The sequence below is a fragment of the Micromonospora sp. NPDC004336 genome, assembly GCF_053602615.1.
The window spans coordinates 1-23,110 of record NZ_JBSGDY010000046.1; the positions used below are offsets into that span (position 1 = coordinate 1).

18 protein-coding genes are annotated in these 23,110 nt (G+C 74.2%); 6 read left to right on the top strand and 12 right to left on the bottom strand.

The window, feature by feature from the left end; all coding sequences use genetic code 11:
- Nucleotides 1–91: 91 nt before the first annotated feature.
- On the bottom strand, nt 92–835 hold the full coding sequence (locus tag ACWENR_RS12745) for an ABC transporter ATP-binding protein (RefSeq protein ID WP_452277146.1): 744 nt from the start codon (nt 833–835) through the stop codon (nt 92–94).
- Nucleotides 836–841: 6 nt separating this feature from the next.
- A complete protein-coding gene (locus ACWENR_RS12750; RefSeq protein ID WP_452277147.1) occupies nt 842–2,041 on the bottom strand; it encodes a substrate-binding domain-containing protein in 1,200 nt (399 codons plus the stop codon).
- Between the two features lie 321 nt (nt 2,042–2,362).
- On the opposite strand from ACWENR_RS12750, the gene ACWENR_RS12755 reads away from it, so the two are divergent.
- Nucleotides 2,363–3,055 (top strand): hypothetical protein, encoded by a 693-nt coding sequence (locus ACWENR_RS12755; protein WP_452277148.1) that lies wholly within the window; start codon nt 2,363–2,365, stop codon nt 3,053–3,055.
- A 531-nt stretch (nt 3,056–3,586) separates the two neighbouring features.
- Here ACWENR_RS12755 and ACWENR_RS12760 read toward each other — a convergent pair.
- Nucleotides 3,587–4,711 (bottom strand): glycerophosphodiester phosphodiesterase, encoded by a 1,125-nt coding sequence (locus ACWENR_RS12760; protein WP_452277149.1) that lies wholly within the window; start codon nt 4,709–4,711, stop codon nt 3,587–3,589.
- A 143-nt stretch (nt 4,712–4,854) separates the two neighbouring features.
- On the opposite strand from ACWENR_RS12760, the gene ACWENR_RS12765 reads away from it, so the two are divergent.
- Together ACWENR_RS12765 and ACWENR_RS12770 are read left to right on the top strand one after the other, a co-directional pair.
- The gene (locus ACWENR_RS12765) at nt 4,855–6,189 is read left to right on the top strand and encodes a TrkH family potassium uptake protein (RefSeq protein WP_452277150.1); all 1,335 of its coding nucleotides are present in this window, start codon (nt 4,855–4,857) and stop codon (nt 6,187–6,189) included.
- Between the two features lie 25 nt (nt 6,190–6,214).
- Nucleotides 6,215–6,847 (top strand): potassium channel family protein, encoded by a 633-nt coding sequence (locus ACWENR_RS12770; protein WP_452277181.1) that lies wholly within the window; start codon nt 6,215–6,217, stop codon nt 6,845–6,847.
- An 11-nt stretch (nt 6,848–6,858) separates the two neighbouring features.
- On the opposite strand, the gene ACWENR_RS12775 is transcribed toward ACWENR_RS12770, so the two are convergent.
- The 7 genes from ACWENR_RS12775 to ACWENR_RS12805 all read right to left on the bottom strand — a co-directional run bounded on the left by ACWENR_RS12775 (nt 6,859) and on the right by ACWENR_RS12805 (nt 15,658).
- Nucleotides 6,859–8,520, bottom strand: coding sequence for a serine/threonine-protein kinase (locus ACWENR_RS12775; RefSeq protein ID WP_452277151.1), 1,662 nt, complete (start codon nt 8,518–8,520; stop codon nt 6,859–6,861).
- Nucleotides 8,521–8,591: 71 nt separating this feature from the next.
- The gene (locus ACWENR_RS12780; RefSeq protein ID WP_452277152.1) at nt 8,592–10,145 is read right to left on the bottom strand and encodes a fused MFS/spermidine synthase; all 1,554 of its coding nucleotides are present in this window, start codon (nt 10,143–10,145) and stop codon (nt 8,592–8,594) included.
- 36 nt (nt 10,146–10,181) lie between these two features.
- Nucleotides 10,182–11,279: a coiled-coil domain-containing protein gene (locus ACWENR_RS12785; protein WP_452277182.1), complete on the bottom strand. Its 1,098-nt coding sequence runs from the start codon at nt 11,277–11,279 to the stop codon at nt 10,182–10,184.
- Between the two features lie 186 nt (nt 11,280–11,465).
- Nucleotides 11,466–12,278 carry an inositol monophosphatase family protein gene (locus ACWENR_RS12790; protein WP_452277153.1) on the bottom strand — a complete coding sequence of 271 codons (813 nt, stop codon included), beginning with the start codon at nt 12,276–12,278 and terminating at the stop codon, nt 11,466–11,468.
- Nucleotides 12,271–12,723, bottom strand: a complete 453-nt coding sequence (locus tag ACWENR_RS12795; protein ID WP_091102297.1) for a response regulator — start codon at nt 12,721–12,723, stop codon at nt 12,271–12,273. The genes ACWENR_RS12790 and ACWENR_RS12795 overlap by 8 nt, the downstream gene beginning before the upstream one ends.
- Nucleotides 12,720–14,483 carry a sensor histidine kinase gene (locus ACWENR_RS12800; protein ID WP_452277154.1) on the bottom strand — a complete coding sequence of 588 codons (1,764 nt, stop codon included), beginning with the start codon at nt 14,481–14,483 and terminating at the stop codon, nt 12,720–12,722. Before ACWENR_RS12800 ends, ACWENR_RS12795 begins: the two co-directional genes overlap by 4 nt.
- On the bottom strand, nt 14,480–15,658 hold the full coding sequence (locus ACWENR_RS12805; protein WP_452277155.1) for a PP2C family protein-serine/threonine phosphatase: 1,179 nt from the start codon (nt 15,656–15,658) through the stop codon (nt 14,480–14,482). Before ACWENR_RS12805 ends, ACWENR_RS12800 begins: the two co-directional genes overlap by 4 nt.
- A gap of 287 nt (nt 15,659–15,945) precedes the next feature.
- Here ACWENR_RS12805 and ACWENR_RS12810 point away from each other — a divergent pair, with 287 nt between their 5' ends.
- A complete protein-coding gene (locus ACWENR_RS12810) occupies nt 15,946–18,321 on the top strand; it encodes a M28 family peptidase (protein WP_452277156.1) in 2,376 nt (791 codons plus the stop codon).
- Between the two features lie 112 nt (nt 18,322–18,433).
- Here ACWENR_RS12810 and ACWENR_RS12815 read toward each other — a convergent pair whose 3' ends face one another.
- Entirely contained in the window at nt 18,434–18,847 is a 414-nt protein-coding gene (locus tag ACWENR_RS12815; RefSeq protein ID WP_452277157.1) for a hypothetical protein, read from the bottom strand.
- A 94-nt stretch (nt 18,848–18,941) separates the two neighbouring features.
- Between ACWENR_RS12815 and ACWENR_RS12820 the strand changes: the two genes are divergently transcribed.
- Nucleotides 18,942–21,632, top strand: a complete 2,691-nt coding sequence (locus ACWENR_RS12820; RefSeq protein ID WP_452277158.1) for a helix-turn-helix transcriptional regulator — start codon at nt 18,942–18,944, stop codon at nt 21,630–21,632.
- Here ACWENR_RS12820 and ACWENR_RS12825 read toward each other — a convergent pair.
- The gene (locus ACWENR_RS12825) at nt 21,629–22,006 is read right to left on the bottom strand and encodes a winged helix-turn-helix transcriptional regulator (protein WP_452277159.1); all 378 of its coding nucleotides are present in this window, start codon (nt 22,004–22,006) and stop codon (nt 21,629–21,631) included. The genes ACWENR_RS12820 and ACWENR_RS12825 overlap by 4 nt on opposite strands.
- Nucleotides 22,007–22,127: 121 nt before the next feature.
- Between ACWENR_RS12825 and ACWENR_RS12830 the strand changes: the two genes are divergently transcribed.
- On the top strand, nt 22,128–23,003 hold the full coding sequence (locus ACWENR_RS12830; RefSeq protein ID WP_452277160.1) for an NAD(P)-dependent oxidoreductase: 876 nt from the start codon (nt 22,128–22,130) through the stop codon (nt 23,001–23,003).
- Nucleotides 23,004–23,110: the final 107 nt, after the last annotated feature.

A 23,110-nucleotide genomic window follows, 5' to 3' on the forward strand; every position in this document is an offset into this window, starting at 1 on the left:
GCTAACCGATCTACCGGAGACCTCAACCTTTAGCGATCACCGCCACGCCGGGCCCACCTCACCGCCCAACACGGCCCTTACGAAACACGGGCTAGAGCGACTCCCCCAGGTAGGCCTCTTGCACGGTGGGGTTGGCCATCACCGTCTCCGGGGTGTCGCAGGCCAGCAGCGCGCCGTGGTGCATGACGGCGATCCGGTCGGCCAGCTCCAGGATGACGTCCATGTGGTGCTCGACCATGAGCACCGACCGGCCGCTGTCGCCGGTGAGCGAGCGGATCACGGCGACCAGTTCGGGCACGTCCTCGGCGCTGACCCCGGCCATCGGCTCGTCGAGCAGCATGACCCGGGGCTCCCCGGCGAGCAGCAGGGCGATCTCCAGCTTCCGCTTCTCGCCGTGGGCGAGGGTGCCGGCCAGCGCCGTACCCCGGTGGGCGAGGCCGACCCGGTCGAGCGCCGCGTCGGCGGCGGCGGCGACCTCCCGGTCGGCCGCCGCCCGCCGCCACAGCTTCATCGAGCCCCCGCGGTGCGCCTGCACGGCGAGCCGCACGTTCTCCCGCACGCTGAGCGAACCGAAGACCGAGGATGCCTGGAAGGTACGGCCGAGGCCGAGACGGGCCCGCTTGTGCGGCGGCAGGTCGCCGATGTCCTGCCCGTCGAGGGTGATCCGTCCTTCCGTGGCCCGGCGCACGCCGGTGATCAGGTTGAACAGCGAGGTCTTGCCGGCGCCGTTGGGCCCGATGACGCCGAGGAACTCCCCGGGCGCCAGGTCGAGGTAGACGCTGTCGACGATGGCGACCTCACCGATCCGCCAGGTCAGACCGCGGGTGGCGAGCATCTGTTGTCAGCCCTTCATCGCCACGGCCGGCGGCGCGGTCTCGTCCCCGGTCAGCGCCTTCTGGGCGGTGGCGGTGAACGTGGTGCCGCTGCCGGTCAGCTTCGCCTGGAACATCGGCTGGAGCAGGGCGTGGTCCTCGGGGCGGATGGTCATCTTGCCCTTCACGCCGTCGAAGCTCCAGCCCTCCAGCGCGGTGACCATCTTCTCGACGTCGTCGCCACCCTCGGAGGCGGCGCGGACGACCATCTGCGCGGCGGCGAAGCCGTCCGGGTGGAACAGGTCCACGGTGCCCACCTTGGCCTTCAGCGCCTTCGCGGCCTCGTTGTCGGAGGCCCCGTCGAAGTAGTGCGACAGGAAGGAGATCTTGGCGCCGGCGGCGCCGAAGGTCGGCCACGAGGCCCGGATGTCCAGGCCGGTCACGACCGTCGTGGAGGAGAGCACGCCCTGCTGGTCGAGGGTCTGCCACATCGCCGGGGCGGTGGTGCCGGCCCAGGCGACGAAGAGCAGGTCCGGCTTGGCGGACTTGATCTGGCTGGCGAACGGGGTGAACTCGGTGGCGCTGGCCGGGGCCCGGACGCTGCTGACGGCCGCGCCTGCGCCGCCGATGACGGCCTTCACGGCGGCCTCGTTGGCGTCGCCGAAGGCGCCGTCCTGGGCGAAGACCACGACCTTCTTGCCGGCCGGGTCCCCGATGAACGACTTGGCGGTCACCACGTCCTGGTACGACTGCCGCCCGGAGCGGAACGTGTACTTGTTCGCGCCGGTGACCGCGTCGGTGGCGGCCGGGCCGGAGACGAAGAGGACCTTGTTCTGCGCGGCGATCGGGGCGACCTGGAGGGCCACGCCGGAGGCCGTCGAGCCAGCGATGATCTTGTTGCCCTTGCCGATCAGGTCCTTGGCCGCGGAGACGGCCTTCGCCGGGTCACCGGCGTCGTCGACCTCGGTGATCTCGATCGTCCGGTCGCCGACCTTGTTGGTGCCCTTGGTGGCGAAGTCGAGGCCGGCCTTGAACCCCTCGATGTACTGCTTGCCGTAGCTGGCGAGGGCTCCCGACTGGGAGTACACCAGGCCAACCTTGACCGGGGCGGTGCTGTCGCCGCCACCGGAGGCGGTTTCCTGCGGGCTGCCACAGGCCGTGGCGGCGAGCGCCGCGGCCATCATCGTGGCGGCGGAGAGGAACACCCGCCGCGTCGTCCGGACCGTCATTGCGACTCCACGTGAGGACTCGGAGGTAGGGAACTCGTTTGACGGCTCACGCTAGGAGTGACGTCACCCACGGGCTATGTGGCCGAAACACACAAGTAACGGGGGTGGGGTGGTCACCCGTACCAGCGGCCGGCGGGCGGCACGGCGGGGGCGGGGCACCGGTGGCGCCGCCCACCACCCTCGGCTCGCCGCGTGTGTCGGGCGCGGACACCGACAGGGACGAGCGACCTGAAATCCACCAAAAGGGACATAATCGGATTAGCAGCGACTTACCCTCTGCCGAGAGACACATCAACGTACGCAATTCGCAGGGGGAACATCGTGAGAGTTGGACTCGTCCGGCTGGTCGCCGTAAGTGTGGCGGCCGGTGCGATGCTGCTCGGAGCCGCCGGGACCGCCGGAGCCGCGCAGTCGCAACCGCAGCCGGGCACCACGACGATCAGCATCAACCCGGGCAACGTCCCCACCACGGCCGAGGAGGCCCCCCAGAACTGTGACCCGAACCTGGGCGGGGGGCCGTACGAGGGCCAGGACGTGTGGGTGTTCAACCTGCCCGACAACGACCGGGACTTCGTCTCCGTGACGGCCACCTTCAGCATCCCGAACGACGGCACCACGTCGGTCACCATCCCCGACGCCGAGGACAGCGCGATCGTGCGTCAGGGCACCAGCAATGCCTGGGTGATCCTGCCCGAGGGTTGGACGCTGATCAGCGCCACCGCGGTGGTCACCGGCGAGCCGGACCCGGAGCTCCAGTTCGTCCTCACGCACACCTGCGCGGCGAGCCCCAGCCCGACCGGCAGCCCGACCGGCAGCCCGACCGCCAGCCCGACGGTCAGCCCGACCGGCACGCCGACCGGCACGCCGACGGTCACGCCGACCAAGAGCGAGCTGCCCGTCACCGGCGCCTCGGGCCCCGGCAGCCTGCTTCCGATCACCGCGCTCGGGCTGGTCGCGGTCGCCCTGGGAACGTTCTTCCTGGTCGCACACCGCAGACGGAACACCACCGGCTGAACCCCGGCGCCACGGCGGCCGGGACGTCACGGCCCTGCCGCCACCGCGCCGGGAAATCGGCTCGGCGAAGGCGCCGCGCGACACGACTTGGGTGATGCGGGGCGGCTCCTCACGGGGCCGCCCCGCGCCGCGCGCCGACTCCTCACGGGCCGCCCCACGCGTGCGCCGACTCCTCACGGGGGGCGCCCCGCGCCGTGCGGGGGAAGCGCTAGGGCGGCACGTCCCCCGTCGACCCGCCGGTCCGGGGAGCGCCGCCGCTGCGGAACGCTCGCCGACGCGATGCTCGACGACGACCGGGTGCTCGTCTTCGGTAGCTCCCGCAAGATCTTGGCGAGAAATGGCCCCTGGAGGGGCCGCTTCCCGCCAAGATCTCGGGCGCGCAGGTGACGAGCGGCAGGGGCAGGCCCCGCGACTCCAGCCGGCCACAAGGGGCAGGCCCGGCGATGGCAACCGCGCGCGGGGCAGGCCCGGCGACGGCAGCCGGCCCGCCACCCGGGACAGGGTGACGGGCCGGGGAGCGGCGGACAGGGGTCAGCGCCCGGCGAGGCCCTCCCGGGCGGCGACGGCGGTGTCGGGGTGGTCGGTGAAGACGCCGTCCAGGCCGAGGCCGAGGAACAGCTCGTACTCGGCCTGGATGTCGCCCCGGGCGTTCGGGTCGGTGCCGATCCGGAGGTCGGCCGGCAGGAACTGGTTCTCGGCGCGGAACGTCCACGCGTGCACGACCAGCCGCTCCCGGTGCGCGTCCCGGACCAGGGTGGTCGGGGCGAGCAGCCGGCCGGCGGCGTCCCGCGGGACGATCAGGTTCTTGTTCGCGCCGACACCGTCGGCGTACGAGGCGATCCACTTCAGGCCGGCCGGTGTGGCCAGGTCCCGGTAGGTGCGGGCGTCGCCGGCGACGGTGAAGTCGTACGGCCGGCCGGTGGCGTCGAGGAGCTGGGCGAGCCGGACGTCGATCATCCCGTCGAGCCTGCGCAGGTTCGCCGTCTCGAACGACTGGACGATGACTGGCGAGTTCCGGTGGGTCAGCCTGTTGCGCCGCAGCACCTCGACCAGCGGCTCCTCCAGCGGCAGCCCGATGGAGGCGAAGTAGGTCGGGTGCTTGGTCTCCGGGTAGACGCCGATGGTGCGCCCCCGCGCCCGCCCCTCGGCGCGGGCCAGGTCGATGACCTCCTGGAGCGTGGGCACCTCGAAGCGGCCGTCGAACGCGGTGTTGGCGACCCGCACCTTCGGCAGCCGCTCCTTGGCCCGCAGCGTCTTCAGCTCGGCGAGGGTGAAGTCCTCGGTGAACCAGCCGGTGACCACGACGCCGTCGATGGTCTTCGTGGCCCGCCGGCCGGCGAACTCGGGGCGGGCGGCCACGTCGGTCGTACCGCTGATCTCGTTCTCGTGCCGGGCGACCAGCGCGCCGTCGCGGGTGGCGACCAGGTCCGGCTCGATGTAGTCCGCGCCCTGCCGGATCGCCAGCCGGTAGGCCTCCAGGGTGTGCTCCGGTCGGTAGCCGCTGGCGCCGCGGTGGCCGATCACGAGGGGACGGTCGGCGGCCCGGGCCCGCTCGGCGGCGGGTGTCGGGGCGGCCGACGCGGCCACGGTCGGCACGGCCACGGCGGCCGCGAGCAGGGCCCCGGCCACGCCGAGGGCGGAAAGGGTACGTCGCAACGCCGTCTCCTGTCGTCGTCGAGGAATCGGCCTCAGCAGACCGGGCCGGTTTGACGGCGAGTTGGTCGGCGCCTGACGCGGGGGTGAATCCTCGGGATGCCGGTTTCCACACCCGACTCGCGGCGGAAAAGGAAGATTGTCTGATGCGCCGGCTTCTTCGTCACCCCGTGCGGCTGGTGCCGTTCGGCTTCCTGGTGACGATCCTGCTCGGCACCGGGCTGCTCATGCTGCCCTGGACGACCAGCCAGCACCAGTACACGCCCTTCCTGACCGCCCTGTTCACCGCGACGTCCGCCGTCTCGGTCACCGGCATGTCGGTGGTGGACACCCCGAACTACTGGAACGAGTTCGGGCTGCTGATGATCACCGTGCTCACGCAGGTCGGCGGCCTCGGCATCGTCACCGGGGCCACCCTGGTGATCCTGGTGGTGGCCCGCCGGCTGGGGCTACGCAGCCGGCTGCTGGTGCAGGCCGAGACCGCCGAGTTCGGCATCGGCGACGTACGCCGGCTGCTGCTGCGCATCGCGGGCCTCGCGCTGGTCTGCGAGTCGATCATCACGGCCGTCCTGACGGCCCGGCTGTGGCTCAGCTACGACTACCCCTTCGCCCGGGCCCTCTGGATCAGCGTCTTCCACGCCGTCCAGGCCTTCAACAACGGCGGGTTCGCCCTCTACACCGAGAGCCTGATCGGCTTCTCCACCGACGGCTGGGTCATCCTGCCGCTGGCGATCGGCACCGTCATCGGCGGTCTCGGCTTCCCGGCACTGTTCGAGGCGGCCCGGGAGTGGCGCCGCCCGCGCCGCTGGGCGGTCGCCACCAAGCTCACCGTCTGGGGCAGCCTGGTGCTGCTGGTGGCGGGCTTCCTGGGGATGCTTGCCGTCGAGTGGGCCAACCCGCACACCCTGGGCATCTACGCCTGGCACGACAAGCTCCTCGTGGCGTTCGCCCAGGACGCGTTCATCCGCACCGGAGGCTTCAACGTCGTCGACGTCGAGGGCCTGGAGGAGGAGAGCTACCCGCTGGTCATCGCGCTGATGTTCATCGGCGGCGGCAGCGCCAGCACGGCCGGCGGGATCAAGGTGACGACGTTCTTCCTGCTCGCCTTCGTCATCTGGGCGGAGCTGCGGGGCGAGCCGGACGTGACGGTCGGGCACCGCCGGGTGGCCACGGCCAGCCAGCGGCAGGCGGTCACCGTGGCGCTGCTCAGCGTGGCGCTGGTGGCCTGCGGCACGGTGGTGCTCATCCTGCTCACCGAGGGGGTCCCCCTCTACGCGGCGCTGTTCGAGGTGACCTCGGCGCTCACCACCACCGGGCTCAGCGTCGGGGTCGCCGGGGCGCTGCCCGACAGCGGCCAGTTCGCCCTGATCGTCCTCATGTTCGTCGGCCGGATCGGGCCGCTGACCCTCGGGTCGGCGATCGCCCTGAACACCCGCCGGCGGCTGTACCGCTACCCGGAGGAGCAACCCATTGTCGGCTAGGAACACGGGCGGAGGCGGCGTCGTGGTGATCGGGCTGGGCCGGTTCGGATGCCACCTGGCCGGCTCGCTGGTCGCGCTCGACCACGAGGTGCTGGCCATCGACCGCAGCCCGGAGCAGGTGCAGCGCTGGTCGGCCCAGCTCGACCGGGTCGTGCAGGCCGACGCGACCGAGGAGGGGGCGCTACGCCAGCTCGGCGTGGCCGACTTCGCCCGGGCGGTGGTCGCGATCGGCGCCTCGGTGGAGGCCAGCGTGCTGACCGTGCTGGCGCTGGTCGAGCTGGGCGTGCCGCAGATCTGGGCGCGGGCCACCTCGGAGAAGCACGCGAAGATCCTGGGCTCGGTCGGCGCGCACCACGTGATCTTCCCCGAGGCGGAGACCGGCGAACGGGTGGCCCACCTGATCGTCAGCAGGATGCTCGACTTCATCGAGTTCGGCGACGACTTCGCCATCGCGAAGGTGTGCACCCCGGAGGCGATGGTGGGCCGGCCGCTGGCGGACCTCACCCCGACCGAGCGCTACGGGGTGCGGGTCGTCGGGGTGAAGCTGCCCGGCGAGCGCTTCCGGTACGCCACCGACGCCACCGTGGTCGCGCCCGGCAGCATGCTGATCATCGAGGGGAACATCGAGCAGGTGCAGCGCTTCGCGGCGCTCAGCTGAACGCGGCGGGCTCAGTCGTCATCGTCCTCGGCCCTTTCCGGGCTTGCCGCTTTTTTTCCACCACCCGGCCCCTTGCCCTTGCCGGAGTTGTCGGGCTTGGCCTTCGACCCGCCGGAGCCGCTCCCGGCGGTGCCGGCCTTCGCCTTCGGCGCCTTGACGGCCGGGGCCTTGACCGGGGCCTTCGTGGCCGGCGCCTTCGTGGTGGGCGCGGTGCTCGGCGCCGAACCGGCCACCCCGGCCACCTCCACCCCGCAGGTCTCGTCGCCGAGGCGGAACTCCACCGGCAGCGGATTGGCCCCGCTGTGGCGGCCGGTCAGGGTCAGCTTCTCCGACGCGCCGGGGGCCAGCCCACGCTGCGGGGCCTGCTCCACCAGCACCGTACGGCCCTCCTGGCGGACGGGCACGGGCACCGACTTCGTAACGGTCTGCTGGCCGGGGAAGGTGAAGCTCATCCGCCAGCCGCGCAGTTCCCGCTGGCCGGTGTTGGTCAGCGTCAGCTCGGCGTCGAAGTCCCTGCCCGAGTCCTTACGCAGCGTGTAGGCGACCCGGCAGGGCGCGGGCTGCTCGGCGCCCATCCGCGCCTGCGTCGGCTGGTCGATGCCGCCGCTGGCCGGGCTGCGGGAGGTCACCCCCCACAGGGCCGCGGTCACCGCCACCAGCCCGGCGGCGGCCACGCCCGCCTCGACCCGCCGGCGCCGGGCCGCCGCCCGCCGGTTGCGCGTACCCGAGAACGGCAGCGCGTCGGTGGCGGCGGACCAGGGCAGGATCGTGGTGCCGGCGCTGGCCAGCGCCGCCGGGTCCACGGGCCCGGCGGCCGGCGAGACGGGCACCGCCGCGATCATGCCGGCCGCCTCGGCGAGCGTCCGGGCGACCTCGGCGGTGCCGGGCCGGTCCTCGGGCCGCTTCGCCAGGCACCGGTGCACGAGCTCGCGCACGTCGTCGGGCAGCCCCGCCACCGGGGGCATCGGCTCCGGCTCGTTGTACATGTGGGCGCGCAGCATCTGGGTGGTGGTGCTCGCCTGCCAGGGCAGCCGGCCGGTGAGCATCCGGTAGAGCAGCAGGCCGACCGCGTAGACGTCGGTGGCCGGGGAGACCTGACCGTTGTCGAGCCGCTCCGGGGCGAGGTAGGCGGGCGTGCCGAGCAGGGCGCCGTCCGGGCCCTTCTCCTTCTCCCCCACCAGCGCGGAGATGCCGAAGTCGACGACCTTCACGCCGGTGGCGGTCAGCATGACGTTGCCCGGGGTGACGTCCCGGTGCACCACGCCGCGGGCGTGCGCGGTGGCCAGCGCCGAGGTCACCTCCGCGCCGATCGTCACCGCCTCGCGCCACGGCAGGCTGCCCCGGCGCAGCCGGCCGGTCAGCGACTCGCCGTCGACCAGCTCCATGACGACGTACGGCACGGTCAGGCCGACCTGCTCGGACTCGCCGTAGTCGTAGACGTTGGTGATGTTGGGGTGGCACAGCCGGGCCGCGGCCTGCGCCTCGATCCGGATGCGGTGCCGGAACGCGCGGTCGCTGGCCAGCCGGGACGCGAGCACCTTCACCGCCACCTGGCGGCCGAGCACCTCGTCGTAGCCCCGCCACACGACGGACATGCCGCCCGCGCCGAGCTGCTCGATCAGCCGGTACCGCTCACCCAGCAGTTGCGCGCCGTCCCTGATCGCTCCACCCATGAGGGTCGTTGTTGCCCGCCACCACCCCGGCTACACCTCGGCGGTCGGAATCGGTCAGCGATGTCACCCGATCAGGCGGTGGCGAGGAGCTGGTCCACGGGCGCGTAGTCGTCGGTCAGCACCAGCGCGTCGCCGACGAAGGCGGTCAGCTCGGCGCCCGCGAGCAGGCCGACCCGCTCCCGCCGCTCGGCCAGCCGGGCGCGGATCGCGTCCAGCGGCAGCGGGGCGTCGGAGGCGACGATGAGGAAGTTGGCGCCCTGCTGCCCGGCGAGCGCCGCAGCGGGCGCGACCAGCGCGACGTGCCGGAACTCGGCGGCGACGGTGGCCAGCTCGCTGCGGATGAAGCGCAGCGGCGGGTAGTCGATGACGTTCTGCACGTAGACGCCGCCGGGCCGGGTCACCCGGCGGACCTCGGCGGCCATCTCCCGGGTGGCCAGGTGCCAGGGCACCACCAGGTGCCCGAAGGCGTCGCCGACCACGAGGTCGCGGCTGTCGGTCGCCTCCCCCGCGACCAGCATCCGGGCGTCACCCACCACCGCCCGCAGGTCCGGGCCCTGGCGTACGCCCAGCTCGCGCTCGCCCAGCTCGACCAGCCCGCCGTCGATCTCGAACACCACGTTGTCGGTGCCGGGGCGGGTGGCGGTCAGGTAGCGGGGCACGGTGAACCCGCCGCCGCCCAGGTGCAGCGCGTCCAGCCGCTGCCCCTTCGGGGCCGTCACGTCGGCCACCGCCCCGATCCACCGGGTGTACGCGTACTCCAGGTGGGTGGGGTCGGCGAGGTCCACGTACGAGTGCTGGGCCGAGTTGAGCAGCAGGGTGCGACCGGAGCTCCGGCCGGGATCGGCCTCGACGCTGGCGCAGTGGTAGGCCGTCTCGATGTCACACGGGTTCGGGGCGACGGTGGTCAGCCCGGCGCCGACGAGACCGAGCACCGCCAGCGCCGCCCGGGCGCGGGCCGGGCCGGGCAGCTCCGCGCGGTCCTGGCGGCGCAGCCACACCCCGAGGCCGAGCCCGGTGAGCCCGAGCGCGGCGGCCAGCGCGAAAAGGATCACCGTGCTGGGCAGCGCCGCGACCAGCACGAAGCCGGTGCCCAGGGTGGCGGTGATCCCGCCGAGCGTGCCGATGCCGGAGAGCCGCCCGACCACCTGGCCGGTGCGCCGCAGGTCGGCGAGCTGGAGCTTGACGACCAGCGGGGTGACCGCCGCGAGCAGGGCCGCCGGCACGAAGACGGCGAGGGCGACGAGCAGCAGGATGGCCGTCGCCGCGCCGCCGCGCAGCACCTCGCCGGCGTACCGGACGACGGGCAGGGTGACCGCCGTGGCGATGCCGGCCAGCACCAGCGCCGGTGCCAGCAGGGTGCGCGGGTCGCGCCGGTCGGCCAGCCAGCCGCCCGACCACGCCCCGTACGCGATGGCCGCCAGCGCGATGCCGATGACCGAGCTGGTCACCTGGAGGGTCACCCCGACGTACGGGCCGACCAGCCGCAGGGCGACGGTCTCCAGCACCAGGACGGCGCCGCTGGAGAAGAAGACCAGGAACGCGGCGAGCGCGTTGGGCAGGGCCCGGGCGGTCGGCGGCGTCGGCCGGGCGGGCGGGACCGTGACGTCGGACGATGGGGAGCTCACCCGCGCGATGGTACGCAGGAAAGCTGGGCCGGCGGGTCAGTACATCGAGAGATGAACATGGTTCGTGTGGTCGGCGGCGGGGCTGCCGCTGCCGCTGTACGCCCGCCAGCCGGTGCCCGGGTGCCAGATCTGGCGGTACCAGATCACGTACAGCACGCCGAGGCGGCTCGCGTTGCGCACGTGCCAGGCGGCGAGGCTGTCCCCGTACGCCTTGTCCCCGCCGGTGGCGGTCTTGTCCTCGAACCCGCCGGCGGCGGCCGAGAAGTCGCAGGCCCGGCCCTTGGGGTGTTCGCCGGAGCCGCCGCTGCGGTAGCAGGAGACGTAGCGCTTGTAGCCGGCCGCCTGGGTCTGCTGGAGGGCGTTGAGCGTGCGCGGCGTGATGCAGCTGGAGGTGGTCGGGTCGTCGACCGAGCAGGACTCCGCCGGCCAGGAGCCGTCCGGGTTGCGCGGGGCCGGCCTCGCCGAGGAGGAGTTCCCGCCGCTGAAGCCGCCGCTGCTGCCCGAGCTGACCTCGGCGAGGGCCGCCTCGGCCTCCTTCTTCTTCTTCGCGATCACCGCGAGCTGCTTCTGCTGCTCCCGGACCTCGGTGTCGAGGGCGATCTTGGCCTGCCGGGCCTGCTCGCGCGCCTGGGTGAGGTCGCGCAGCCGCCGGCCGTCGCGCTGCGCCATCATGTCGAGGCTGGCCGCCCGCTCCAGGAACGCCTCGGGCGAGGCGCTGTTGAGCAGCATGGCCGTCGGCGTGAGCCGGCCCACCCGGTAGGACTGGGCGGCCACCTCGCCGACCTGCGCGGTCAGGTCGACCAGGCGCACCTCCAGCGCGGCCACCTCCCCCGTCAGCTGCTTCTGCCGGCGCTTGGAGTTGTCGAGCTTCGCCTTGGCCTCCAGGTGCGCCTTGGCGGTGGCCGCCAGGGCGTCCCGGAGCTTCTTGGTGCCGCCCTCGTTGGGTTCCGCGTACGCGGGAACGGCGCCGCCGAGGAGCAGCGCCACCGCGGCGAGCAGGGCGGCCACCGCGCGGCCGACAGGCCGCGCCGACAGGGCGGCCAGCGGGCGGCGGGCGGTCTCGGTCAGCGGGCGTCGGGCGGTCCGGGCCGACAGGGCGGTCAGCGGCCGACGACCGCCCCGCCCGATGGGCATGGTCCTGCGCACGAAAGCATCCTTTCGTCGGCCGCCGGGGGACAGCGCTGCGCGGCGGCGGCTTCCGCCGGGCGCCGGTCGGCGGCCTGCTGGCGGAGACCGGCGGTCAGGATACCGGACCGCGCGCTCCCGACCGGGCCCGCGACCGCCCTCCCCGGCGAGGATCGACGCAGCGTCGCATCGACCTCACTCAGCGCCCAGCAACGCCTCGCGCACCTGCGCCCACACCTGCTCGCTCGCCGCCACCAGCAGGCCGCTGCCCTCGTCGGTCGGGTGGTAGTCCGTGCCGTCGAAGCGGCGGGCCACCCCACCGGCCGCCCGGACGAGCAGGGCGCCGGGTGCGTGGTCCCAGGGCAGGGTGCGCCAGAACAGCACGAACTGCTGCTCGCCGGTGAGCACGTCCAGGTATTCCCGACCCGCGCAGTGCTGGCCGGGAAGCAGCTCGCCGAGCCGCGCGCCGCCGGCCTCGACCCGCGCCCTCGACGCCGGCGGCAGGAACCGCGACATCGCGGCGCCGCGCAGCGCGTCCATGGCCGGCGTGTCGTCGGTCGTACGCACCGGCCGGCCGTCCAGCCACGTCCCCTCGCCCGCCCGCGCGACGGCCAGCGTGCCGGCGAGCGGGTCGAGCACCCAGGCGGCGGCCGGCTCGCCGTCGGTCAGCAGCGCCACCATCAGGGCGAACGGCCGCCGGCCGGCAGCGAAGTTCGAGGTGCCGTCGACCGGGTCGACCAGCCACACGTCGCCGGAGCCGCGCAGGTGGCGCAGCAGGGCCGGGTCGTCGGCGACCCCCTCCTCGCCGACCACCACGGAGCCGGGGCGCAGCCGGCGCAGGCTCGCCGAGATCATCTCCTCGGCGCGGCGGTCGGCGACGGTGACCAGCTCGCCGGGCGCCTTCTCGGTGACGTCGTCGTCGTCCAGCTTGCGGAACAGCGGCAGCACGACCTGGTCGGCGGTCTCGCGCAGCAGCCCGCCGACGTCGTCGAGGAGGGTGTCAGCCACGCGGCGGCAACTTGACCACGCTGACGAAGAACTCGTCGATCTGCCGGACCACGGAGATGAACCGCTCGAAGTCCACCGGCTTGGTCACGTACGCGTTGGCGTGCAGCTGGTAGCTGCGCAGGATGTCCTCGTCGGCCTGGGAGGTGGTCAGCACCACGACGGGGATCCGGCAGAGCTGCTCGTCCTTCTTGATCTCCTCCAGCACCTCCCGCCCGTCCCGGCGGGGCAGGTTCAGGTCGAGCAGGACCAGGTCCGGGGTCACCGCGTCCGCGTACTGCCCCTCGCGCCGCAGGTAGGCCAGCGCCTCGGCCCCGTCGGAGACGACGGTCAGCCGGTTACGGAGCTTGTGCTCCTCGAACGCCTCCTGGGTCATCAACACGTCACCCGGATCGTCCTCGACCAGCAGGACCTCGATCGGGCTCTTACCGTCCGCCGGCGCGGTCATCCCACCGTCTCCCTCATGTCACCCGTTCTACCGCCTTCCGGCGCCCGGTCGGGGCCATCCGGGACGTCCGTCGTGTCGGGGCCACCGGCCTGCGCCGGCGCGCCCGCACCGCCGGCCGTCGACGCGCTGTCGACCTCGCCGCCGTCGCCGGTCGCCGGCCCGTCGGTGTCGCCGGCCGCCCCCTCCCCGTCCGCCGCGGCGGCGGCCGCCTCGACGTCCTCGGGGAGCGCGGGGAGGGTGAAGCGGATCGCCGTACCCACCTCGGTGCTGGTGTCCACCCAGACCCGACCGCCGTGGTATTCCACGATCTTCTTGACGATCGCCAGGCCGATCCCGGTGCCCGGGTACGCGTCCTTGGCGTGCAGCCGCTGGAAGATCACGAAGATCTTGTCGGCGAACTCCGGCTCGATGCCGATGCCGTTGTCCTGGCAGCTGATCTCCCACTCGTCGTCCACCAGCCGGGCCGACACGTGCACCTTCGGCGGCACGTCGGGCCGGCGGAACTTGATCGAGTTGCTGACCAGGTTCGCCAGCAGGTTGGTCAGCAGCGGCTCCTCGCCGCGGATGACCGGCATCTCGCCCCAGGTCAGCTCGGCGTCCGCGTACTGCCGGGCCGCCTCGGTCTGGCCGGCCACGTCGCCCATCACCTTGTTCATGTCCACCTCGGTGAAGCCGGTGGTGAGCCGGCCGATCCGGGAGAACGCGAGCAGGTCGTTGATCAGGCGCTGCATCCGCTGCGCGCCGTCCACCGCGAACGCGATGTACTGGTCGGCCCGCTCGTCGAGCTGCCCCGCGTAGCGGCGCTGGAGGAGCTGGCAGAAGCTCGCCACCTTGCGCAGCGGCTCCTGCAGGTCGTGCGAGGCGACGTACGCGAACTGCTCCAGGTCGCGGTTGGAGCGGGTGAGTTCCTCGGCCTGCTTCTGGAGCTGGCTGTTGACCCACTCGATCCGCTCGCGGGCCTCCCGCACCTCGTCCAGGTCCCTGGCGATCTTGCGCCGCATGGCGTCGACGTCGTCGGCGAGCCGGACGAACTCGGGCGGGCCGTCGCCGGTGATGCCGTGCCGGTAGTCGCCCTCGGCGACCTCGCGAACCTGGTCGGCGAGCCCGGTCAGCGGGCGGATGACCATCTTGTCCAGCGAGACCAGCAGCATGCTGCCGGCGATGACCACCACGGCGAGGGCGGTGATCAGCAGTACGACCAGCAGGTTGCTCGTCCGCCGGACGTCCTCGGCGCTCCGCTGCCGGACCTCGAAGATCTCGAACTGGAGACTGTCCAGCGACGTGCGGACCTCGTCGAACCGCTGGCGCGCCTGGTCGGTGATCAGCGCCTGACCGGCGGCGGTGCCGCTCTGCTCCGTCGTGGTGATCACCGGCACGGCCACCGCCTGCCGCCAGGCCTCTGCCCGCTCCTCCACGCCCCGCAGCCCCTCCCGGATTCCCGGGTAGTCGCCGAGCAGCCGCCGCATCGAGGCCACCAGGTCGCGCTCCCGTGCCCGGCCGGCGTCGTACGGGGCCAGGTCGGCGGGATCGCCGCTGACCGCGAAGCCGCGCACGGCGTTCTCCTGGTCCAGCAGCGCGTTCTGCACCTCCTGCGCCTGCACGCGCAGCGGGCCGGTCTTGTTCAGGATCGCGTCGATGTGCGTGCGGTTCTTCGCCGCCACGGCGACCGCGCCGCCGGCCAGGCCGACCAGGAGCACGGCGACGATCACGAGCAGCGTGACGACCCGCTGACGCAGCGTCCAGTCGCGTACGCCGGTCACCGGCCACCGCCCCGGCTGACCAGCAGCATGGCGACGTCGTCGGCCAGCGGCCCGCCGTTGATCTGCTCGGCGCTCCCGACCAGCCAGGCCGGCAGCTCCGCCAGCGGCACCTCCTTGCTCGCCGGGTCGGCGAGCAGGCCGCTCAGGCCGGGCACGTCGAGGCGCTCGTCGCCCTCGCCGACCCGCCCCTCGATCACGCCGTCGGTGTACATCAGCAGGGACCAGTCATCGGTGTCGAACTCCAGGTCGTAGGCGACGGGCCGGCGGGGTCGTACGCCGAGCAGCAGGCCGCCGGGCGCCGGGACCGGCACCACCTTGCCCCCCGCGAGCAGCAGCGGCGGGGGATGCCCGGCCAGCCGGACCGTGGCCCGGTTGGCGTCGAGGTCCAGCCGGGCGGTGGCGACGGTCGCGAAGATCTCCTGGAGCCGGCGCTCGCTCATCAGCACCTGCTCCAGCGCCGGCAGCACCTCGTCGTCGGGCACGCCGGCGAGGATCAGCGCCCGCCAGGCGACCCGCAGCTCCACGCCGAGGGCCGCCTCGTCGGCGCCGTGCCCGCAGACGTCGCCGACGATCAGCTCAAGCCGGTCGGGGCGGGTCTGCACCACGTCGAAGAAGTCGCCGCCGATCAGGGCGGCGTGCCGGCCCGGCCGGTAGAAGGTGTGCACCGCGACCTTGTCGGTGGTCATCAGCGGCTGCGGCAGCAGGCCCCGTTCGAGGCGGGCGGACTCGGCCTGGCGCAGCTCGACCTCGCGCAGCCGCCGCGCGTTCTCGTCGGCCCGCTTGCGCTCGACGGCGTAGCGCAGCGCCCGGGTCAGCAGCACCCCGTCGACCTGGCCCTTGACCAGGTAGTCCTGCGCGCCCTCGGCGACCGCGACGATGCCGAGGTGCTCGTCGGAGCGGCCGGTCAGCACGCAGACGGCGGCCCCGCTGGCCATCTCCAGCACCTGGCGCAGGCCGTCGATGCCCTGCGCATCGGGCAGCCCGAGGTCGAGCAGGACGCAGTCGACGCCCATCACCCGCTGCCGGGCCTCGCTGAGGCTGGTCGCCACCAGCAGGTCGATCATCGAGTTGGTCTCGGCGAGCAGCTCGCCGACCAGGAAGGCGTCGCCCTCGTCGTCCTCGACCAGCAGCACCCGCAGCCGCTCGCCCGGGGGCAGGTTGGGGTGCCTTCCCATGCCGCCGTGCGGGTACGGCACGACGGGGGAGCCGGCCGAGCCGGTTCCCCTGAGCGGCCGGGCCACCGCCGCGAGGCGCGGGAGATCGCTGGTGATGTCGGGCTCCTTCCGAGTGCCCTGCTGATCCTGTATTAGACAACGTTCGCACACAACACGACGGGCGCCGCCGGCGCGGGCATGGGCCGGATCACTGCCGGCGGGGCCGGTGCCGGCCGGGGGGAGTCGCCGGGACGGCCGGCCCGGTGCAGGATGATGCCACCCCTGGCCCCACCCCCCGAGGAGTTCCCGTGGGCGTACCCCCCACCCGCGCGGCCGACCGCGCGCTGGCCCGGCCCCGCCGCCGGCTGGCCGCCGCCGCGGCGGCGCTCGTCGCGCTCGCCGCCGTCGGCGCCGGCACCCTGCTCGACCTGCGCACCCCCGCGCCGCGACCGGCCGACGCGCCGCCGGGCGAGTTCAGCGCCGACCGGGCGTACGCGCACGTCGAGGTGGTCGCCGCACGCACGCACGTGGCCGGCAGCCCGGCCAACGACCAGGTCCGCGCCCACGTCGAGGGGGTGCTGCGCGGGCTGGGCCTGGAGACCGAGGTGCAGGACACCGTCGCGTCCGAGGCCGGTCAGCTCAGCGGGGCGGCCGGCGGGGCGACCCTGGCCCGGGTCCGCAACGTGGTGGCCCGGCTGCCCGGCACCGACCCGACCGGCAAGGTGTTCCTCGTCGCGCACTACGACTCGGTGCAGTCCGGGCCGGGCGGCAACGACGACGCCGCCGGCACCTCGGCGATCCTGGAGGTGGCCCGCGCGCTGGCCGCCGGCCCCCGGCCCCGCAACGACATCGTCTTCGTGCTCACCGACGCGGAGGAGGCGTGCCTGTGCGGGGCGTCGGCGTTCGCGTCCGGCCACCCGTTCGCGGCCGACGGCGGCGTGGTGCTCAACCTGGAGGCGCGCGGCTCCACCGGCCCGGTGATCATGTTCGAGACGTCGCGGGACAACGCCGCGCTGGTGGGCGCCTTCGGCCGGGCCGCGCCGCACCCGGTGGGCACCTCGTTCGCCGTGGAGATCTACCGCGCGCTGCCCAACGACACCGACTTCACCGCCTTCCTCGACAACGACTTCGTCGGGCTGAACTCGGCGTACATCGACGGCGGCGCGATCTACCACACCCCGCTGGACACCCCGGCCGCGTTGGACCGGGCCAGCCTTCAGCACCACGGCGACAACGCCCTCGGCCTGGCCCGCGAGTTCGGCCGGGTCGACCTGACGGCCCTGGACTCCGGGCACGACGCCACCTACTTCCCCGTCCCCGGCGGGCTCGTCCGCTACCCGGGCTGGCTGGTGCTGCCGCTGGCGCTGCTCGCGCTGGCCGCGGTGGCGGCCCTCGGCTGGCTCGCCCGGCGGCGGGGCCGTGTCACCACCGGCCGGCTCGCCGCCGGCTTCGGGCTGGCGCTGGTGCCGATCGTGGTCGCCCCGCTCGCCGCGCAACTACTCTGGGCGGCGGTCACCGCGCTGCGGCCCGGCTACGCCGAGCTGCTCGACCCGTACCGGCCGACCTGGTACCGGCTGGCCGTGGTGGCGCTCGCCGCCGCCGTCCTGTTCACCTGGTACGCGCTGACCCGCCGCCGGGTCGGCCCGGCCGCGCTGGCGATCGGCGGGCTGGGCTGGCTGGCCGTGCTCGGGGTGCTGTTCGCCGTGCTGGTGCCCGGCGGGGCGTACCTGGTCACCCTGCCGGCCCTGGCCGGCGCGCTGGCCGGGCTGGCCGCGCTGGGCGCGCGGATCGACGGGCCGTGGCCGGTGGTCGCGGCGACCCTGGCCGCCGCGGTGGCCGTGGTGATCCTGCTGCCCACGGTCGTCCTGCTCTTCCCGGCGCTCGGCATGGCGATGGGTGGGGTCGCCGCCCTGGTCGCCGTGCTGCTCGGCCTGGCCGCGCTGCCGGTGGTGGACCTGCTGCACCCGCAGGCCGGCGGCCAGCGGGGCATGGTCGCCGTGCGCGCGCGCCGGCTGGGCGCGCTGCCGGCCGGGGCCGCCGCGCTGGCCACGGCGGTGTTCGCCGCGACCGGGCTGGCCGTCGACCGCTTCGACGCCGCGCACCCCGCGCCCACCCACCTGATGTACGCCCTCGACGCCGGCACCGGGCAGGCCCGCTGGCTCAGCCGCGAGGAGGACCCGCAGCCCTGGACCGACGGCTACGTCGACGGGGTCGTCGAGGTCACCGACTTCCCCGGCATCGGCGACGCCGAGCTGCGCGCCGGCCCGGCGCAGGCGGCGGACCTGCCCGCGCCGAAGCTGGAGGTGCTCGCGGACGGCACCGCCGGCGCCGAGCGCACCCTGCGCCTGCGGCTCGTCCCGCAGCGGCAGGCCCGCCTGGTCACCCTGCACGTCGACGCGGCGACGGCGACGGTGCTGCGGGCGGAGGTGGCCGGCCGGCCGGTGCCGACGGAGGCCCGGGAGGGTCGCTGGGGCTTCGGACTGGTCTTCCACGCCCCGCCTCCGGAGGGCGTGGAGGTCACCCTGACCCTCGCTCCGAAGGCGGGGCAGGTGGCGCTGCGGGCGATGGACGCCAGCGACGGCCTGGACGCGCTGCCCGGCTTCCGCCCCCGCCCGCCCGGCGTGGGCGTCGTCGGATCGCACAGCTCGGAGATGCTGGCCGTCGCCCGCACCTATCCGCTGTGACGCGCCCGCCGGTGGCCACCCCGACGGGCGGCCACCGGCGGGCTCCCGGTTCCGGCGGTGGCTCCGGCGCCGACGTCCTCCCGCGTCGCCGCCGGACGGGCCGACGGACCGGTCAACCGGTCTTGCGGAGGCCGGCGTACTGCAGCGCGGTGAAGCCGGCGACCACGACCGCCTGCACGATCACCAGCGCGATGCCGAGGCCGGTCAACGGGAACCAGCCCGCGACGAGCAACTCCACGCTCGCGGCCACCCAGGCGATGTTGACCGCCATCACCACGACCACGGCGGCCGTGCTGATCGCCGGGCGCGAGGCGAGGAACAACAGGGCCGCGGCGAAGACGACCAGGAACGCACCCACCGGGTAGAGGAAGGCGGCGGGAAGGCCGAACATCTCGCCGAAGATCGCCGCGGCGAGGACGTAGACGATGCCGTTGGCGCCGGAGCCCACGGCATCCTGCTTGAGCGCGAAACGGAGCAGCTTGGCGTCGGCGGCGGCGGTCTGCACGGTGCTCGCGATGGTGGCCATCGGATGTCCCTTCGTGGTGCTGACTATCTGTCACCACGACGCTAGGCAGGTCCGCTCCCGGCCGAATCAGTCACCGTGACGGTAGGTTCCTGACGTGCTGCACGGACGAGCCGCCGAACAGGCGGAGATCGAACGGCTCCTCGCGGCGGCCCGGGCCGGCCGGAGCGGGGCCCTGGTCGTCCGGGGCCCGGCGGGGATCGGCAAGTCCGCGCTCCTCGACCACGCCGCCGGGCGCGCGGCGGGCATGCGGGTGCTGCGCGGCGCCGGCGTCGAGTCCGAGGCCACCCTGCCCTACGCCGCACTCCACCTGCTGCTGCGCCCCGGGCTGGACCGGATCCACGCGCTGCCCGACGCGCAGGCCCGCGCGCTCAACGGCGCCCTGGGGCTGGGCGACCTCGCTCCGGAGAGCCGGTTCCTGGTCGGGCTGGCCACGCTGAGCCTGCTCGCCGAACTCGCCGGGGACGGCGCGCTGCTCTGCCTCGTCGACGACGCGCAGTGGTTCGACCAGGCGTCCGTCGACGCGCTGCTGTTCGCCGCCCGCCGCCTGGAGGTCGAGGGCGTCGTCATGATCTTCGGTGCCCGCGCGGGCTTCCCGGCCGCCGGGCTGCCCGAACTGCGGCTCGGCGGGCTGGACGACGCGGCCGCCGCCGCGCTGCTCCCCGCCGGCCTTCCCCCGCAGGTGCGGGAGCGCCTCGTCGAGGAGTCGGACGGCAACCCCCTGGCGCTCATCGAACTGCCCGCCGCGCTCACCGCCGAACAGCGGGCCGGACGGCTGTCGCCGGTGGGCGCGATGCCCGTCGCCGACCGGGTCCAGGAGGCGTTCCAGGCCCGGATCGCCGCGCTTCCCGAGGCCGCGCGGACCGCGCTGCTGATCGCGGCGGCGGACGGCTCCGGCGAGCTGGAGACGCTGGTGGGTGCGGGCGCCTCCCTCGACGCCCTGGAGACGGCCGAGCGCGGGCGGCTGATCGAGGTGCGGGGCAGGAGCGTCGGCTTCCGCCATCCCCTGATCAGGGCCGCCGCCTACCAGGGTGCGCCGGTCACCCGCCGCCTCGCCGTACACCGGGCCCTCGCGGACGCCCTGACGCGCTCGGCGGCCACGGACGCGGCCGACCGGCGGGCGTGGCACCTGGCCGCCGCCGCGCTCGGTCCCGACGAGGACGTGGCACGGGAGCTGGAGGAGGCGGCGGAACGGGCCCGCACCCGGGGCGGCCACGTCGCGGTGGCGGACGCCTACGAGCGGGCCGCCGAGCTCACCGTCGATCCGGTGCGACGGTCCAGCCAGCTGGCCAACGCCGCCCTGGCGGCGAGTGACGCCGGCCTGATGGGTCGTGCCGCCGCGCTGGCCGACAGCGCCACACCGGACGCGGACGACCCCGACATGATCACCGCGCTGATCCAGGTACGCGCCCATCGCGAGTTCGAGCTGGGCACACCGCGCGCGGCGGGCAGGATCATCCTGGACGGCGTCCCCCGCGTGGCGGCCCGCTCCACCGAATGGGCCACCTGGCTGCTGGTGGAGGCCGTCCGCTGCGCCTGGTTCGCCGGTGACAGCCGGCTGGCGGAGGAGGCCGCGGCGGGCCTCCGCGCGCTCCCCGAGATCGACTCGCCGCTGGTCGGCGGGGCGCTCGGGCTGGCCCGCCTGCTGCACGGCGACGTCGGCGGTGGAATCAGGCTCATGGCCGAGGCGGTCGACGCACCCGCGCTCACCGGGCTGGCGGTACCCGGACTGACCTTCACCTCCGCCCTGTGCCTCCCGCTGGGCCGTTTCGGCCGGTACGAGGAGATCACCGAAGGCGTCGTGGCGGACTGCCGGCGGAGCGGCATGATGGGGTGGCTCGCCATCGCGCTGCGGGACCACGGCTTCGCCCAGGGGCTGCTCTGCCGGTACGGCCAGGCCAGGGCGACCCTGGGCGCGGGGCTGCGGCTGGCGACGGAGCTGGGTCACGAGCACGGGGTCCGCCAACTCACCTCCTCCCTGGCGTGGGTGCTCGCCCACCAGGGGGACGCGCCGGGGTGGCGGGCGAAGACCGAGGAGGGCGTGGCGAGGGCCGACCACCAGGGGCAGGTCCTCGCGGCGGCCGTCGGGCGCTGGGCACTCGGGCTGCTCGAACTCGGCCTGGGCCGGCCGGACGCCGCCCTCGACCAGCTGTCGGCCGTCCCGCCGACGGGCATCGGCGCCGTCTCGGCCGCGGACCAGGTCGAGGCGGCCGTCCGCAGCGGCCGGCCCGAGCGGGCGAAGGAGCCACTCGACCGCTACCTGACCTGGGCACGGCACGTCCGGCAGCCGTCGTCGGACGCCGTCGCCCTGCGCTGCCGTGCCCTCGTCGAGGAGGACGAAGCGCACTTCGTGGCTGCCGTACGCCTGCACGAGCAGGGCGTCCAGCCGTACGAGCAGGCGAGGACGCAGCTCGCGTACGGCGAGTGGCTACGCCGGGCGCGGCGGCGGGCGGACGCCCGCGCGCAGCTGCGGGGCGCGCTGGAGACCTTCGACCGCCTCGGTGCGGAGCTGTGGGCCGAGCGCGCCCGCGCGGAGCTGCGCGCGACGGGAGACGTGCCGGCGGCCCCGCGCAGGTCCGGCGACCCGCTCAGCGTGCTCACCCCGCAGGAACGCCAGGTCGTCCGGCTGGCGGCGAGCGGCGCCTCGAACCGCGACATCGCCGCTCAGCTCTTCCTCAGCCCTCGCACGGTCGGCTACCACCTCTACAAGGCGTTCCCCAAGCTGGGGGTCACCTCCCGGGCCCAGCTGGCCGCGATCGCCCCGCCCTCGGCGGGCCTACCGGGCTAGCGACGCGCCGGGCCGGCCGCGTCGACCGGGACCCGGTCGGCGCCGATGCGCCGGATCCGGTCGGTGCCCCACTCGCCGAGCGGCGCCAGGGCCGCGTTGAGGGAGACGCCGTCCTCGGTCAGGGAGTACTCGACCTTGGGCGGCACCTCGCGATAGACCTCGCGGTGCACCAGCCCGTCCTCCTCCATCTCCCGCAGGTGCTGGATCAGCATCTTCTCGCTGACGCCCGGCAGGCCGCGCCGCAGCTCGGCGAAGCGCCGGGTGCCGTGGTGGTGCAGCTCCCAGAGGATCAGCGACTTCCACTTGCCGGTCACCACGTCCATCGCCGCGTCGATGCCGCAGATGTAGGGACCGCGTCGCCCCGACGTCGCCATCCGCCCTCCCCGCCCTACTTACCGAAAGGTGAGTACCTGAGAAAATAGTCGGTACTGGCGCACTTTACCGCGCAGCGGCGACGATCCTCCCGTACCACCTGACACGAGGGGGATCCCGAAGATGACGACGGACGACAGCGGCCAGGTGAGCGTGCTCGGGCTGGGCGCGATGGGCAGCGCCCTCGCCGCCGCCCTGCTGCGCGCCGGACACGAGACGACGGTCTGGAACCGCTCGCCGGGCAGGGCGGACGACCTCGTCGCGCAGGGGGCGCGGGCCGCCGCCACGGCAGGCGACGCGGTCCGGGCGAGCCGGCTGGTGATCGCCTGCCTGCTGGATCACGCGTCGGTCCACGAGGTGCTCGACCCACTCGCCGGGGACCTGGCCGGCCGGACGCTGGTCAACGTGACCACGACGGCCCCCGACCAGTCCCGCGAGCTGGCCGCCTGGGCCGCCGAGGCGGGCATCGCGTACCTCGACGGCGGCATCATGGCCGTCCCGCAGATGATCGGCCAGCCCGGTTCGTCGATCCTCTACAGCGGGTCGGCCGACGCCTTCGAGGAGCACCGACCGGTGCTCGACGTCTGGGGCGACAGCACCTACTTTGGGGAGGACGCGGGGCTGGCGGCCCTCTACGACCTCGCCCTGCTCGCCGGCATGTACGTCATGTTCGCCGGGTTCCTGCACGGCGCCGCCATGGTCGCCCCGGCCGGCGTGCCGGCGACGAGGTTCGCCGCCATGGCCGCGCCCTGGCTGACCGCCATGACCGGCGCCTTCCACGAGTTCGCCGAGGTCGTCGACGGCGGGGACTACACCGTCGAGGGGCAGCAGAGCCTGGAGTTCTCCGACCTCGGCGACATCCTGACCGCCAGCGCCGAGCAGGGCGTCAGCACGGAGGTCGTCGACATGGTCCAGCGCCTCATCCGGCGCCAGATCGACGCCGGCCACGGGAAGGAGGGCTTCGCCCGGATCATCGAGAGCATCCGGCACCCCGGCTGACGACGCCGACGAACGGCGGACCCGGCGGGACGTTGGGCCCGGCAGGACGTTGGGCCCGGCAGGACGTTGGGCCCGGCGGGGCGGCGAACCTGGCAGAGCAGCGAGCC

Excerpts from the sequence above, each read along its gene's own strand:
- ACWENR_RS12745 (WP_452277146.1), bottom strand. The coding sequence starts at position 835 with ATGCTCGCCACCCGCGGTCTGACCTGGCGGATCGGTGAGGTCGCCATC.
- ACWENR_RS12750 (WP_452277147.1), bottom strand. The coding sequence starts at position 2,041 with ATGACGGTCCGGACGACGCGGCGGGTGTTCCTCTCCGCCGCCACGATG.
- ACWENR_RS12765 (WP_452277150.1), top strand. The coding sequence starts at position 4,855 with ATGCGCCGGCTTCTTCGTCACCCCGTGCGGCTGGTGCCGTTCGGCTTC.
- ACWENR_RS12775 (WP_452277151.1), bottom strand. The coding sequence starts at position 8,520 with ATGGGTGGAGCGATCAGGGACGGCGCGCAACTGCTGGGTGAGCGGTAC.
- ACWENR_RS12785 (WP_452277182.1), bottom strand. The coding sequence starts at position 11,279 with ATGCCCATCGGGCGGGGCGGTCGTCGGCCGCTGACCGCCCTGTCGGCC.
- ACWENR_RS12795 (WP_091102297.1), bottom strand. The coding sequence starts at position 12,723 with ATGACCGCGCCGGCGGACGGTAAGAGCCCGATCGAGGTCCTGCTGGTC.
- ACWENR_RS12805 (WP_452277155.1), bottom strand. The coding sequence starts at position 15,658 with ATGGGAAGGCACCCCAACCTGCCCCCGGGCGAGCGGCTGCGGGTGCTG.
- ACWENR_RS12815 (WP_452277157.1), bottom strand. The coding sequence starts at position 18,847 with ATGGCCACCATCGCGAGCACCGTGCAGACCGCCGCCGCCGACGCCAAG.
- ACWENR_RS12825 (WP_452277159.1), bottom strand. The coding sequence starts at position 22,006 with ATGGCGACGTCGGGGCGACGCGGTCCCTACATCTGCGGCATCGACGCG.
- ACWENR_RS12830 (WP_452277160.1), top strand. The coding sequence starts at position 22,128 with ATGACGACGGACGACAGCGGCCAGGTGAGCGTGCTCGGGCTGGGCGCG.